Source organism: Enterococcus sp. AZ101 (genome assembly GCF_050499005.1).
GTDB lineage: Bacteria > Bacillota > Bacilli > Lactobacillales > Enterococcaceae > Enterococcus_L > Enterococcus_L ureilyticus.
Genome location: NZ_JBMHEZ010000002.1, coordinates 42,532 through 57,674, shown reverse-complemented (window position 1 = coordinate 57,674; position 15,143 = coordinate 42,532). Strand labels below are relative to the sequence as shown.

The 15,143-nt window shown below is 35.4% G+C and carries 14 protein-coding genes and 1 other annotated feature; of the genes, 3 read left to right on the top strand and 11 right to left on the bottom strand.

Translation table 11 applies throughout. From position 1 onward, the window contains the following. Positions 1-4: 4 nt before the first annotated feature. The 3 genes from amaP to IGJ50_RS09580 form a co-directional block, all read right to left on the bottom strand. Positions 5-568, bottom strand: coding sequence for an alkaline shock response membrane anchor protein AmaP (amaP, locus tag IGJ50_RS09590; protein ID WP_429950128.1), 564 nt, complete (start codon positions 566-568; stop codon positions 5-7). A gap of 249 nt (positions 569-817) precedes the next feature. Beyond that, positions 818-2,464: a peptide ABC transporter substrate-binding protein gene (locus IGJ50_RS09585; RefSeq protein WP_429950126.1), complete on the bottom strand. Its 1,647-nt coding sequence runs from the start codon at positions 2,462-2,464 to the stop codon at positions 818-820. A gap of 35 nt (positions 2,465-2,499) precedes the next feature. Next, complete coding sequence (locus tag IGJ50_RS09580) at positions 2,500-3,222, bottom strand: gamma-glutamyl-gamma-aminobutyrate hydrolase family protein (protein WP_429950124.1); 723 nt, start codon at positions 3,220-3,222, stop codon at positions 2,500-2,502. 254 nt (positions 3,223-3,476) lie between these two features. Beyond that, positions 3,477-3,706: a binding site (T-box leader), on the top strand. A 550-nt stretch (positions 3,707-4,256) separates the two neighbouring features. Here IGJ50_RS09580 and IGJ50_RS09575 point away from each other — a divergent pair. The 3 genes from IGJ50_RS09575 to IGJ50_RS09565 all read left to right on the top strand — a co-directional run bounded on the left by IGJ50_RS09575 (position 4,257) and on the right by IGJ50_RS09565 (position 6,496). After that, a complete protein-coding gene (locus IGJ50_RS09575; RefSeq protein ID WP_069638880.1) occupies positions 4,257-4,898 on the top strand; it encodes an amino acid ABC transporter permease in 642 nt (213 codons plus the stop codon). Positions 4,899-5,028: 130 nt separating this feature from the next. Beyond that, on the top strand, positions 5,029-5,664 hold the full coding sequence (locus IGJ50_RS09570) for an amino acid ABC transporter ATP-binding protein (RefSeq protein ID WP_069638879.1): 636 nt from the start codon (positions 5,029-5,031) through the stop codon (positions 5,662-5,664). 13 nt (positions 5,665-5,677) lie between these two features. Then, positions 5,678-6,496, top strand: a complete 819-nt coding sequence (locus IGJ50_RS09565) for an amino acid ABC transporter substrate-binding protein (RefSeq protein ID WP_069638878.1) — start codon at positions 5,678-5,680, stop codon at positions 6,494-6,496. A gap of 140 nt (positions 6,497-6,636) precedes the next feature. Here the strand turns inward: IGJ50_RS09565 and wrbA are convergent, their stop codons facing one another. The 8 genes from wrbA to fosX form a co-directional block, all read right to left on the bottom strand. Continuing rightward, on the bottom strand, positions 6,637-7,242 hold the full coding sequence (gene wrbA / locus IGJ50_RS09560) for an NAD(P)H:quinone oxidoreductase type IV (protein ID WP_069638877.1): 606 nt from the start codon (positions 7,240-7,242) through the stop codon (positions 6,637-6,639). A gap of 175 nt (positions 7,243-7,417) precedes the next feature. Next, positions 7,418-7,735, bottom strand: a complete 318-nt coding sequence (locus tag IGJ50_RS09555) for a rhodanese-like domain-containing protein (RefSeq protein ID WP_429950121.1) — start codon at positions 7,733-7,735, stop codon at positions 7,418-7,420. Positions 7,736-8,010: 275 nt separating this feature from the next. Beyond that, a complete protein-coding gene (locus IGJ50_RS09550; RefSeq protein WP_069638875.1) occupies positions 8,011-8,334 on the bottom strand; it encodes a hypothetical protein in 324 nt (107 codons plus the stop codon). Positions 8,335-8,358: 24 nt separating this feature from the next. Further along, entirely contained in the window at positions 8,359-9,015 is a 657-nt protein-coding gene (locus tag IGJ50_RS09545; protein WP_429950119.1) for a hypothetical protein, read from the bottom strand. A gap of 64 nt (positions 9,016-9,079) precedes the next feature. Further along, positions 9,080-9,619 (bottom strand): hypothetical protein, encoded by a 540-nt coding sequence (locus IGJ50_RS09540; RefSeq protein ID WP_429950117.1) that lies wholly within the window; start codon positions 9,617-9,619, stop codon positions 9,080-9,082. A 10-nt stretch (positions 9,620-9,629) separates the two neighbouring features. Continuing rightward, positions 9,630-12,275, bottom strand: a complete 2,646-nt coding sequence (locus IGJ50_RS09535; RefSeq protein ID WP_429950115.1) for a fibronectin type III domain-containing protein — start codon at positions 12,273-12,275, stop codon at positions 9,630-9,632. Between the two features lie 374 nt (positions 12,276-12,649). Next, a complete protein-coding gene (gene abc-f / locus IGJ50_RS09530) occupies positions 12,650-14,254 on the bottom strand; it encodes a ribosomal protection-like ABC-F family protein (RefSeq protein ID WP_429950113.1) in 1,605 nt (534 codons plus the stop codon). Between the two features lie 429 nt (positions 14,255-14,683). Next, positions 14,684-15,073 carry a FosX/FosE/FosI family fosfomycin resistance hydrolase gene (fosX, locus tag IGJ50_RS09525; protein WP_069638971.1) on the bottom strand — a complete coding sequence of 130 codons (390 nt, stop codon included), beginning with the start codon at positions 15,071-15,073 and terminating at the stop codon, positions 14,684-14,686. Positions 15,074-15,143: the final 70 nt, after the last annotated feature.

Genomic DNA, 15,143 nt, shown 5'->3' with positions numbered 1-15,143 from the left:
TCCTTCAAACCACACGGGATTCTTTTTTACTAATCGGCAACAACGAAGCTCCTGTTTTTTTCTTTTTGAAAATTACCTTCGTCTTATTCGTTTCGATTCTTGCCATCTGTTGTAAAGCTTGTGGAATTTGTTCTTGGATTTTTTTGCCTTTGCTTAGCAATTCTTTTTGATTCTCATCTGCGACTATTACTTCTACATTCGCCAGTTGCTTTTTCGTTAGCCTAACTTTCACTTGTGCGTTATCGGCATTTACGATCCCATTTAATGCAGACTTAGCAATAGACTCCAACGTATGCAGTGGTAAATTGATTTGCCCCATATCTTTTTTTATGTGCACTTCTTTTTTAGTGATTGGTTTAAAAATCACCATTAAAAACGCTAAGGCTAATACCGCTAAGAGGGTAAAAAGAACAACTTGGTAAAAATAAAAGAGCCACTCTCCTTCAAATAGCAAGTTCTCAAAAAAGGTACTCACAACGCCTAAGTTTTCCACTTGGGAATACAAACCCACGATACCAAAAATACCTGCTATTAGTAATAAAGAAATAAGACCTTTAAGCACTCGCATAGAATTTCCCCTCCAACATTGTTTTTTCTTTTTCAAATAATTTTTCTTATTTCTATATTTTATGTTAAACGCATTATTCAACAATTACAAAAGATACGCATACTTCTTATCACTATTCTCATTTGATTGAAACTGTTTTTCCTGACTAAAGATTGCTATATCAGTATTTCTCGCAAATATTTTCACAATAAAAAAAGTTGAATACCAAGATGAGAAAATTGGCATTCAACTGATTCGTATTCTTTTAAGTTATTCTACATAGGCCAAACGATATGAAACTGTTCGTCCAAATGGAAAGACTTGTAGTTCTTTTAATCGATCCGCTTTAAGGTAACCAATCGCACCTTGATATAGAGGCAATACAGCGGCGTCTTTTTCAATCAATGTTTCTTCTAATTCTTTCAACTTATCCCAACGTTTTTCTGGATCGTTGGCTAAAGTAATTCTGGCATCATTCAATCCTTTATCATATTCGGGATTGTCGTAACCCGATGTATTCAAACCGCTCTTAGAATCATAGAATTCTAAGAAGTTGATCGGATCCGCATAATCTGGTGTCCATGTACCGAAAACTAGATCAAAATTACTAGCTGTTTGTAAGTCCAAACGATTTTGTAATGGAACTGATTTCAATGTAATTTTTAATCCAGGTAGATTTTGTTGTAATTGCCCTTGGACATACTCAATTGTCTTCTTTGCAAGCGCGGAATCAGCTGAAAGTAATTCTAATTCGATTTCTTCTTTCCCTAATTCTTTCTTAGCGGTTTCCCAGCTTTTTTGAGCAGATTTTAAATCAAACGGAAGAAAATCACCATTTTCTTTACGAAAATCTTCGCCGGTTTCAGGATTTTTTGCAAAATCCTTTGGTACAAAACCATTGATTGCCGTCGAACCATCTCCTAGAATATCTTTAGCGAAAGTCTCTTTATCGATTGCTTGCAGAATCGCTTTGCGAACATTTATATTGCCTGTTACTTCTCGTTTATGATTTGGACTTAAATAACCAACCATTGCTTTAGGCACAAAATTAGCTTGTGGTGAGTCTTTGTATTGTAGGGCATAGGTATCCGCTAATACAGTATAATCCAAATCTCCTGCATCAAAAAGATTCGTCCCTGTCCCAATTTCTTTCACCACTTGAACATCGATCGTCTCTAATTTAACATTTTCCTGATCCCAGTAATCCTTATTTTTCTCTAATTTCCAGTTTTCTGTATTACCGTCCCAACCTGAAATCACAAATGGGCCATTTCCAACAAAGTTGTCTGCTGACGTGCCATAAGCTTCGCCTTTTTCTTTGACAAATTTTTCATTTTTAGGCATAAATGGTGTGCCCACCAATACTTGTGCTAAATAGGGAATTGGGTATTCAAGTGTCATTTCTAAGGTTTGATCATCCAGTGCTTTGACCCCAAGTTCATCTAATTGGGCTTGTCCCTCACGAATTTTTCGACCATTTTTGAAAATATCCATTTGGTTACTGCTGCTTGAACCAAAGCTTGGATCTACAACATTTTTAAAGGACGCCACAAAATCCCCTGCTACAACTGGATCACCGTTGCTCCATTTTGTTTCTTTTAATTTAAACGTATAAACAAGTCCATCATCACTAACAGTTGGCTCGCTAGCGGCCACTGCCAGTTCTGGATCATGATTTTTATCCATCCGATAAAGTCCTTCTAAAACTTGACCTATCATATCAGAACTGTAGACATCCGTATAATGCGCACTATCTAATGTTGATAATTCTCCACCAGAGGCCACTTTGATTACTTGTGTCTGAGTTGTTTTACCACCATCCGGTTTTTCGCCAGATGAACTTGTCCCTTTACCTCCACCGCAAGCAGTCAACAATAAACTCGCTGCTAATACAAAAACACCAAACTTTTTCTTCATTATCAAAATCCTCCTCTTTTTAAAAACTAGATACTTTATAATTTTTTAACCACATAGTGAAAAACAGCCATTTCTTTTTCTAAATGATCATAAGCAAAATCAGGATGCCACTGTACACCTAAAAAGACTATACTTGGATCGTTACTTTCCACACCTTCAATGATCCCATCTTCACTAAACGCTGTAACCTTTAGTTTTTCTGCTAATTCTTTTACCGCTTGAAAATGGAATGAGTTAACAGCCGTTTTTTTTCCATAAATTTCACGTAAAATACTCTTGTCTTCTGTGTGAATCTGATGTGTTGGAATTTCTCTAGATACCGGTACTTGCATATGAGCAATGTTCATATCACTAAAATGACTGATATTCTGATATAAACTACCGCCAAGCGCTACATTAACCAGTTGGAGACCACGACAAACGGCAAAAATCGGTTTCTTTTGTGCAATAGCTTCTTTAATCAAAGCTAACTCAAAGCGATCTCTGTCTTCAGATAATGACGCTTCTTCAACTTGGATTGGTTCGCCATATAATCCTGGTGAAACATTTTGTCCCCCAGCCAAAATCAACTTATCGATCTGTTTGATATAATCCTTAGCTAAGTCAGGAGAACCCACTGGCAGAACCAGCGGTAAACCTCCAGCATTTTGAACTGCTTTAATATAACCACAAGGAGTGTAACTAATTGGTAAATGATACAACCGCGCTCCTGCATCTTCAATTTCATTCGCTGCAATTCCAATAATTGGCCGCCTCAATCGACACCACTCCTTTTTACTTTCCGATAATAATTGTACATAGTTTATCAGATATATATATGAAAGGATAGTACAAATAGAAAAGGTGCGATAGTTTTTGGCTATCACAATTTACTTACTTTTTAATAGGAAATAACTATTTCTATTTTACCTCAATTTTCCTTAATCGGTTACTTTTATGCTTAAATTAAGCTATTTTCTGAATTTTCTAAACAAAGAGTTGTTGACAAGTGGAAAAACTGATGGTAAAGTAATAAAAAACAAAGAACAGAAGAGTACCTTTATTTTTTATTGAAGAGAGTCTTTGCTTGGTGGAAAAAGACAAAAAGATAAAGCGAAACACATCTGGGAGTTAACTTTTTGAACAACTAAGTAGGAAAGTTCGGGAATGCCCGTTACAGCATTGGAAGTCTATGACTTCATGAGGTTATCGTTGTGAGGCGATAATAAAAAAAGGTGGAACCACGAATTTTGCGTCCTTTGGCTTTATTGCCAAAGGATTTTTTTTTACAATTCATCACGTCACTTCGTTTCGATCTCATCAAGTTCTAAGAGCTAAAGCTCTAAGAATTAGAGGACTGCGTCTGGCTTTGTCAGAGTAAATGATGAATAGTACTTGGTGACCAACAAGGGAGCAGTTTCCTTACTAGTAAATCTCCAAACAGCTTACATCTGACATAAATAAATTGTAAAAAAATATCCATCAACCATTCTAACAAAACCAACACACACAAACAGAACAAGTAATCACTGATCATTTCCTGACAGAGACTTTTTTATTTTGCTGAGAGAAAAAGCTGGAAACCTTTGATGAACACATCTGTTTTAGTCAACTTCTGAATCAAGTAGGAATTTGCGGTCTTCTCCGTTATCAGAAAAAATCTTTAGTTAAACTAAAGATTTTATGAGGTTAGTACTGTGAGGTAGTAACAAATTGAGGTGGAACCACGATTATTTCGTCCTCTTGGCTGATTTTGCCAGGAGGGCTTTTTGTTTACTCTTAAAAAAAAAATTAAAAAACGGGAGGAAAAATTATGAACTACATTTTAGAAATCATGCCGGCTTTATTAGACGGTGCACTTATGACATTAAAAGTATTTATTTTTACACTACTGGGGTCGATTCCACTTGGGATCTTAGTTGCGTTTGGCTTACAGACAAATTTTAAACCCTTGAATTTTCTAATCAATATTTACATTTGGCTAATGCGGGGAACACCATTATTATTGCAACTTATCTTTGTTTTTTATGGTCTCCCATTGATTGGGATTGTCTTTGAACGATATGATGCTGCGTTGTTCGCTTTTATTTTAAATTATGCAGCTTATTTTGCAGAAATTTTTCGTGGTGGGATTCAATCGATTCCTGAAGGACAATATGAGGCTGCTAAGGTACTGCGTTTAACTAGCTTTCAAACAGTCACAAGAATTATCTTACCTCAAGTCATCAAAGTCGTATTGCCTTCCATCGGCAATGAAGTAATCAATTTAGTAAAAGATACCTCATTGATTTATGTCCTTGGTTTAGGAGACTTACTACGCGCTGGAAAAATTGCGATGAGCCGTGATGTAAGCCTGTTGCCTTTAGTTTTAGTGGGGATTATTTATTTGTTACTAACTGCAATCTTAACACTTGCATCGAAAAAACTTGAAAAACATTATCAGTATTATAAATAAGTAATCCCATTCGGGTTATCATTTCAGGAAAAAATAGAAATAGCATCTGACAAAAGATCAATTCATTTACTCTATTTTTTTGACAGGCCTGAACAAATATTTTCAGTATTTACTATTAGGAGGTAATAACATGCTACTTATTAAAAACTTAACCAAAAGTTTCGATGGTCGTCGAATCATTGACCAATTAAATTTAGAAATCAAAGATGGTGAAATTCTAACGATCGTTGGTCCTTCCGGAGGTGGAAAAACAACTCTACTACGTTGTTTAGCTGGTTTGGAGACAATTGATTCGGGTGAACTGACGATGGACGGTGTGCCTTTTAATCCTGTGGAAATGGATAATGCAGATCAAGTCGTCGGTATTGTCTTCCAAGATTTCCAATTATTCCCTCATCTTTCAGTTTTAGACAATATAACTTTAGCACCGATCCTTTCTTTGAAACAATCAAAAGAGGCTAGTGAATCTGAAGCAATCGATTTACTGACAAAATTTGGTCTCAGCGGAAAAGAACGCTTATATCCTTATCAATTATCTGGCGGTCAAAAACAACGAGTGGCTCTCGCACGTGCCCTAGCAATGAAGCCTAAAGTGTTAGGTTATGACGAACCAACGAGTGCGCTTGATCCTGAACTTCGCCAACAAGTTGAAGAAGTCATCTTAACCCTCAAGGCACAAGGGATGACCCAAATCGTTGTAACTCATGATATGAATTTTGCTGAAAATATTGCTGATAACTTATTGACAGTCACACCTGTTCAATAGAAAGGACATTTATATGAAGAAAAAAAGCTATTTATTCTTTCTCATGACAATTTTATTTGCTGTCTTATCTGTAGCTGGTTGTGGTAGAAAAAAAACAGATACAGATCAATGGACGCGCATCAATGATGAAAAAAGAGTGATTGTCGGATTGGATGATTCTTTTGTGCCAATGGGTTTTCAAAACAAATCTGGCGAAATCATCGGCTTTGATATTGATCTAGCCCGTGCAGTTTTTGATTTATATGATATCACCGTTGATTTTCAGCCGATTGATTGGTCAATGAAAGAAAACGAATTACAGAATCAAACGATTGATTTGATTTGGAATGGTTACTCTAAAAGTGCTGAACGAGAAGAAAAAGTCCTTTTTAGTGATGAATACATGAAAAATGAACAAGTTGTTGTCGCTTTAAAGAAGAACAATATCAATCATTTTTCTGATATGAAAGGCAAAATTTTAGGTGCTCAAAATGGCTCTTCTGGTATCAATAGCTTTGAAGAGCAGCCGACTATTCTAAAAAATCTAGTTAAAGATCAGACCGCGATTTTGTACGATGGCTTCAACGAAGCTTTCATGGACTTAAAATCTGGACGAATCGATGGGTTATTGATCGATCGGGTTTATGCAAACTATTATCTTTCTCATGAAGATAATTTAGCCGACTATTCTATTGTCAGTGGTGATTTTGAAAGTGAGGCATTTGCTGTCGGTTTGAGAAAATCTGACAAAAAATTAGCTGAGAAAATCAATGCCGGTTTTGAAAAGCTTCGAGAATCGGGAGAATTAGCTAGAATCTCAACGAAATGGTTTGGCGAAGATGTTACAAAATAGACTACTTTAAACAAACACCCCTCAAGAGAGCTCGGCTCCCTTGAGGGGTGTTTGTTCTTGTGTTCATCACGTCATTTTTCTAATCAAAACACATACTTATAAAAACATCAAACACTAGGATAGTTATTAATCGCTGCTTCCTACCCTAAAAATTTAGTTGTCACATCCACCAAACGTTTTGTTTGATCTTGAATCGCTGCTTTCACTTCATCTGCTTTCAACATATTTCCTTCGCCATCAATTGAAGCACTCGTTCCATAAGGATTACCGCCTGCTGCAAAAGTTGATGGATTAACGTATCCTGCTGGCACGATAATTGCGCCCCAATGTTGCATAACAGTATAGATTCCTTGAATTACTTGTTCTTGTCCACCATTTGGATTTTGTGCAGAAGAGAAAGCTGTTACAAATTTATTTGCTAATTTACCTTGCGCCCAAAGTCCACCTTGTAAATCAAAAAATTGTTTTAATTGGCTAGCCATTACACCAAAACGAGATGGTGAAGAGAAGATATAAGCATCTGCCCATAGTAAATCATCACTTGTCACTTCTGGGATATCGGTACTAGCGTCTACATTTTTACGCCATAATGGATTTGAGTCAATCGCTACATCTGGTGCCAATTCGTGGACTTTTCTCAAACGAACTTCAGCCCCATTTGCTTCTGCTGCTTCTTTTGCCCATTTTACCATTTGTGTTCCTGTTCCTGTTGAGCTGTAATAGGCGATCAATAATTTTGTTGTCATGATATTTTCCTCCAATAACTGTTGTTTTCTTGTCTACATTTATATACTAACAAAAAGTAAGTGAACTTACAAGTGTTTTTACTTACTAAAAATAAGTTTATTCAAAAATTCTCATTTTAAGCTTATTTTCTATAAAAAAAGGCCGTAATAAGTATCATACTTATCACGACTTTTCTTATCTATAGCTCTTTTCTTGCCCTTCTCCGTCCCAAACTGACATTCCTTCTGAAACAGAAACAACATTATAACCATAATTTTCGAGAAAAGAACAGGCATGCTCTGAGCGAATACCATGTTGACAAATAACATAATGCGGCTGCTCTCGATCAATTTCTGACATTGCTTCTGGTAAAGTAGATAATGGATAGTTCTTCGCTGTAAGAATGTGCCCTTTAGCAAATTCCTCTACTTCGCGAACATCGATGATCGAAACTGGCTCCTTGACCGTTAACTCGATTAGTTCCTTTAATTCCTTGATCGATACTCTTTTCATCTAGTTGTTATGCCTCCTGCAGGTTTTCATATCATTCGATTAACTTATCACCGAATTCGTCTCATTAGCAGTATACCACTGTTTGTTCATACAACAACCCTTGACTTGACATTTCTATGAGTTCGATTAAAAATATAAGATATTTGCTGCAATTTTTTTATACCACCAAAATGTCTGTTTTCCAGAATGATCGAATACTTCGTTTCCTTCATTCTTCATCACTCTCTTTTATAAAGAAAATAGAAACAAAACGTTGATCGTCTTGTTTCCGTTTTTCACGAATATTTATTTCTATGTGCTTTCCATCTGAGGAGCAGTATATAAATCAACAGCAACAATATCCCTATTGGGGTAAGTGTGTCAATAATACTACCATTATTTGGAAATTTTCTTAATGTTATGTGGGATTGCTTAGGTTTTGCTAAGTTGGTATTCGGTTTTCCGGTTGGTTCTTTTGGTGCCTGTTCATTTACTGTCTTGCCGCCGATTTGTCCATTAATCTCTACCTCAGCAGTGTCCGCGTATGCAGCTTTTTGATAAAAGCCAATACAGCCGAGTAAAAGAATAAATGTGATGATGTGACAATTAAATTGTTTCATTGCTTATCACAGCCTTTTGTGAAATTATGGCGTTACACCAATTGTTGTACCATCTTTTTGAATCGATGTGAATTTTAATGTTAGCGTATAGTTTTCTGCTGTAGCTTTTTCATTGGCATCGGCTGGTAAGTTGGCAACCGTCGTACCTGTATAATAAAACGTTGCAGCATTAGCATACGCTGAAGCAGCATCTGTATCAATATTTAAACGACCATCTTTATTTGCCAATGTCATCCAAGTAGATGTACTTGTTAAATCAACTAACGCATTGCCATTGACTAATTTAGTCGCTGCTGGTGTGGTAGCGAGACCATTTCCTTTGGCATTGATTGTCAAGGTATCAACATATGTTGGTGTACCGTCCATTTTATTCAAAGTCACAGCTACACCACGACCTGAATTGTTCACAATACTGTAATCAGCTGATTCAATATTTTTATGGGCACTTGCTGTTGTTGTATGGAATGCCGTTGCAGTATCCACAGTAACATTGATCCACTCATCAGACCCTTCTGGAATTGTTGCATCTGGATCTGTATTATCTAATTTACCGATTGTTCCGTTGATGATCACATCTGCAGAATTTTCTCCATCGACTGTTTGAGCTGAAGCAAATTGTGTTAGTCCTGATACACTTAGGCCTAACATCATTGTAGTAAGTAAAATATTTGTTTTTTTCATATCGTTTCTCCTTCTTATGTGTAAGATGATTTATTTTTAACAGAAAATCTGTCAAATAACTATGTTAGTTGTTGATCTGAATCGTAATTCCTGCCTGAACTTGCCCACGTTTTTTATTTGTTTTCGCATCGTAAATATCAAATGTGGCAGTTGCAGGATGCTTTCCTTTAGGAAGTTGTTGCTCTAGCTTTGCTCCATTTATTTCATAACCTGGCTGAATTGCACCAGAGGAATAAACTTGTTCATTGTTGCTGTCTAAACGAATCACTACATTGATAGGATAGCCATTTTCGACTGGATTTTGAATATAAAGACTCCCTTCACTATCACTAGTCTCAAATACGGCTTCCGATTTGATAACCATATTAAATTTGCTTGCATCAACTGCTTTTTGTTCAGCTGCTTTGAGCTCTTTGTCACTCATTTTTTTAGCGTCTTTTGTCTCGGGCAGATAGTCCCCAGAAACAACCTGAACAGGTTCGGTTTTAGTCGAATAATAATAGTATATACCACCTGCCGCTATTGCAAATAAGAGCAGCAATAGTAGAAGTAATAGTCGTTTCTTTTTCTTTTTTTCTTCATTTGTTTGCGTTGATTTGTTCATAGATTCCCTCTCATTCTTCATTCTTTTCAACTTTGAACGTCATTTTATAAGTAGGAAATAGTACTGATCCAGTTGGATTGAAATATTTTCCTGCTAGCGTAAGATTCTTTTGCTCATTCGTATTTAAAATCCCTAGAGACAATGGAACACTTGATAGTCCATTCGTCAGAAATAAAGGATTCGACTGATCATGATCAACAAGTAGCTGCAAGGCTAATGCATCTTGTCCTTGATTCCCTGAAAGATGATTCAGCAGTAGTAATTGATTAGCATCTGCATTTTCTTTCGTTAGATTTGTTAACGATATTTTTGTTGCTACATTCCCATTATTAATAATTGGATAATCAGCTGAGGTTAGCTGTCCTTCTTTGGCCGTTCCAATGTCTTGGTTCTTCGTTTGAAAGGCCATCTCAATAGGAACTTGCACATTGATGATCTCAGTCACTGTTTGAAATTCTGTCAAAGGTGACATGGCCAAAATAACTTCTTCTCCATAAACTCCTGCAACTTTCACCCGAACGTAATAAGTCGCTTCCCCATCAAGTCCTTTTAGTTTTGTACTAAAATTTTGATTCTTGTCTCCTGAAAGATCTGCAACTTGAGCATCAGTCTCATTTGCTGGAAAGGTCTTATTTTTACTGTATTCTACTGTAACTTGATTATACTTACTGCCAAAATAAGCTTGTTGATCAGGTATTGCGGCAGCTTCTCCATTTGAATAATCTGTCCATTTTCCTGTATCACTTGCTAGTTCACCGCTGATGATTGCTGTAGTAGTAGTGACATTAGCTGTTATGTTACTTAATTGAGGTTTGGTAGCAAATAATTCAGCCTCAGAAAATTCACTTTCTCCTGCTTGATTGGTAACGACCATTTGAGCCCAATAAAGTGTATTAGGATTTAAGCCATCAACAATGACACTGTAGTAGGACTTAAGTGCTGTATTTATTTGACCATCAAACGAGTCCAATGTAACAATCTGTCTTGCATTTCTTAGATCATTTGCATCTTCTTCATCAGAAAATATAAAGAACTTCACCTCTGTCGCCGGGCTCCCATTATTCACTGAATTTCCCGATAACGAAACAGATGTGTCTTCTGGATCATGTGTAAATAATCCTAATTGATCTGGAACATCGATAAACTCACTAAAGACCATTTTCTGTGAATTTTTTAACGCAAGTAATTCAGGAGCAGTAAACGGATCACTTGAGCTTGATGCATTCGCAAAGTTCGCCCCTTGAACAGTTAGATCTGATGCTTCTTTCATTATTTCTTGCGTAGGTGTACTACTTGTTTTATTTGAAAACGTCTCTATCTTTTGTAAATAATTACTTGCAAAAGATAGATTAACGCCGTTAGAGACACCATTTAGCCCTAGTGTTCCTGGACTTGTTCCTGCAAATGAAACTCTTTTTGATTTGTTCATATTGATTACAAATTGACTAGATGACGCAGTCGAGAAAATCGTTCCACTAGCAACATCGACTGAAACATCTGCAGCAGCTCCAATCGTCATACCACCTTTTGCCGTATAAAGATTAATTGGTTCTGGTAGCTTAAAATCAACTTGAGACTGTTCTTGAAAATCAAATGTGACTGGTTGTGTTTGAGCTGATGCGAAAAATTGATTTCTTGAGCCACCAGTTGCAAGCGTGACTTTATCCAAATTGAATACAGCATTTTTCTCAACAATGTAACTTGGTGCTAATGTTCCATAGGTCATATTGCTATTTGTCTGTATATCAAGTCTTGCATTTTCCCTTACCGCAATTTGAGATTTTCCTGCATAAGGATTGGCTAGATAAGTACTCGTTGACCAGATAAAAGCTAGGGTTTGATTAGAAGAATGTTTAATAGATGTATAACCATTTTGAATTTCTACGGAATTGACTTCTGCCCACTCTTGAGAATAGCCACCTGTTCCTCTTTGATCAATTGTATTTTGACCTCTCATAATCACCGAGCCGTTTACGTTATGTATCATTTGTCCATTATTTGAATAATAATCGACACCGTCAAAAATAAAGGTCATATTTATTGCGGAACCGCCTGATAAGAAACCATAGTATCCAACAGCTCCAGTGCCATCACTATTTCCAAATTGTGTATTTCGAATCTCTACTACTGCATCTTTCTGATTGATATACAACCCTCTATCAGAATAGCCTTCTTTATCGTATGTAATAATGTGGTTCGCACCATCGATGATCATATTGGTTCTGAGCTGATAGGCTCCTTTTCCAAGATCAATATCATTTGTTAAACGCAAATTTAACTTTTGGCTATCTTTTAAGTATTCCGTCAAAGTAGCTGCTGAGTCAACTAACCAAAAACCATCATCTGCTTGTGTCGGTGTCGCTCTCAATATGTTTTTATTATTTATTTCATCTCCATTATCATCAGAAGAATATTTTATATCATTACTATCTGTTATTTTTTCATCTTCCTCTATTTCTTCTTCAGACGTTTCTTGCGTTACGGATGAATCAGTAGTTGATGCTTCTGTCGAATCCAAAACACCCTCTTCAGACGTTTCAGTTGTCGTTTGCATTTCTTCGTCTAATTGTTCTATTTCTATAGCATAGGACCAATCAATCGGAAAAAGCATTAAAATAATCATACTGATAAAAATTAAACGAAAATTTTTTTTCATGACCGTCCTCCCTTACTTTTTAATAGAACTTAAATAATAATCTTTATTACTTATATTATTGTATTGTAATTCTAGTGTAATTTCAATTTAATAACACATGTTTTTTCATTTCTTTTATTTAATATTTGTTTTTTAGTAACATTTTATTTACTTTGTATATATTTAACAGCTTTTTTCTATATTTTTTTAACGTTCACAAATATTAAGTTTTTTTAAAGTTCTTCAAATTTTATATTTTTTTCTACGTTTTTATGGCTTTTACCTATTTAATAATCGTCATCATTCTTTCTAATTTGTCCATTAGAAAGTAAAAAAAGATAGAAAAATAGCGCTAAAACAACACGTGTTTTCTATTTTTCTACCTATATAAATATTTAATTAGACATCAGTATTTCCAAATAAGGTCCTGTCTTTTTCTTGATTTTTTGATGTTCAACAATTAAAAATGTGTCAAACATTTTTTGTAAAAAGAATCGATCATGAGATACGACAAGCATCGTCCCTTTAAACTCTTCTAATATTTCCTCTATCTCTTCTCTTGTTTCGATATCCAAGTGATTGGTTGGTTCATCTAGTAGTAAAAAGTTCACTTCATTTTGCATCAGTTTTGCTAATTCTAAGCGAATTTTTTCGCCACCACTTAAAAAACGCACTTGCTTCATCACATCATCACTAAAGAACGAATACTTCGCTAATATGCGACGACTTTCTTGTTCAGCAAGTGAGCAAGCTTGACTAAATGATTGTAAAACTGTTTGCTTAGGGTTTCCATACTCAATCACTTGAGGAAGATAGCCCACTTGAATATTCGTACCTTGCTTGATTTGTCCACCATCTAATGGCTCCACTTCTAAAGCAAGTTTTAGTAAGGTACTTTTACCAGCACCATTTTCGCCTATGACTGCTGAATGATCTTGCCAAAATAACGAGAACTCTACCTTATCAAACACGATTCGATCTGCATAAGCTTTACTCACTTCCTTGAATTGAAGTACCTCTTTACCTGAACGATGTGTTTCTTTAAATTTCTTCCCTAATTTTTTTCTCCCTTCTTCTCTGGGTTTCGGGACTTTTCGAATCTTTTCTAACCGTTTTTCAAGTTGTTTTGCTTTTTTGAAGAATTTTTCATTATCCCCTTCATGTCCCCACTGTCGAAAACGACGAATCGCTAATTTAATTTTTTGAATTTCCTTTTGTTGTTCCGCAAAATCTTTTCTTAATTTTTCTAATTGCTCTTCTTTTTGTCTTTTATAGGCTGAATAATTCCCTTTATATTCTTGTAAGCGTCCATCTTCTAGTTCTACAATTTTGTCGATTGTATGATCTAAAAATAAACGGTCATGAGAAACAATTAAATAAGCTGTTTTTTCATGTCTTAAGTAGCCTTCAAGCCAAGTGATTCGTTTAGTATCTAAATGATTCGTTGGCTCATCTAATAAGATTAGATCATTTTCTTGGAGTAAAATTCTCGCTAAAGCGACAATCGTTTGCTCTCCACCGCTTAATTCGGATAGTTTTTTTGTTAACAAGTAATTGATCATCAAACCATTACTGATCATCTCTAATTTATTTTCCATTTCATAACCGCCAGCTTGCTGGAACTCTTCTTGCTTTTGTCCATAGTGAGCTAATGTTTTTTCTAAATTGCATTCTGATGCAGTCATTTGTTCTTCCAAACGTGTCAATTGTTTCTGAATGGCATTCAAAATTGTGAACGTTTCTAAAAGATAGTCTCTTACTCGTTGCTCACTGGCTTCTGGCATTTGTTCTAGATATCCAATACGTCCATTCTTTTTGCAACTGATAGTTCCCGATTCTACCCCTTCAAGCCCAGTAATTATTTTTAAAATCGTTGATTTTCCTGAGCCATTGGTTCCGATCAGTCCAATTTTTTCACCTTTGTTGATTTGTAAATTTAATTCTTCAAATAGCGGTATTGTTCCATAATTCTTAGTTATTTTTTGTAATTGTACTAACATCTCTTCCTCTTTCTGCCATTCAGACAGATCAACAGTAATAAAAAGTACCATTTATTTTAGCGTACACAAAAAAGCTGAACAACGTTCTTCGTTCAACCTTCATTATTTACTCTGGCTAAGCTATCCATATTCTTGTTGTCTCCTACAAGTGAAATATTTTAGCGTTTTTCTTGTTATTTTATGACTAGATATTTTAAGCAAATAAGTCTGAATGGTCTGTTTTATTTAATTTCCCAACCCTTTTTGGACACAGTTGTCCCTTGAGTTAAAAAATTGGAAATAATCACATGACAAAAAGCTAAATACGCTATTATAAATGAAAAGCTTACTGTTATTTTTGGCATGCTGACCATTGTACTTATTCACCACCTTCGTCATTTCTTGCTTACCATTGTATCATGATGTTTTCATTTGTGCAAAATGAGTTTTTTATCCTAGTTGCTGGTAACATTCTAAGCGTTCCTCTAGTGTTCCTGTATGCAATTCAAATAAATGATTGTCAAAGTCGTAAAAATAAAGAGATCTTGCTTCACCAACAACTCGTGAGCGTCCAGGTTTGATTTCTAATTTTATGGCCTTTATTCTTTCTAAATACCTGTCATATTCACTTTCTTCAATCTTAAAAGCAATATGATTGTAGGTTTTTGTAGGTAAAGATTCTCCTTGCATGATTGCAATCCAAAGCTCGTTATTAATCAAGAAAAATTTTTCTTGCGCCACTGAGAATGTATCCATTCCACTATTATAGACTTCCTTTGCATCAAATATTGTTTCAAAAAATAAACTAGCTTTTATCAAATCATGAACAATAAATGTCATATGACTAATCACGATCTTTCCTCCTATCTAGATGCGTATAGTAAACGAGCGCGAGACAAAACTAAAAGTC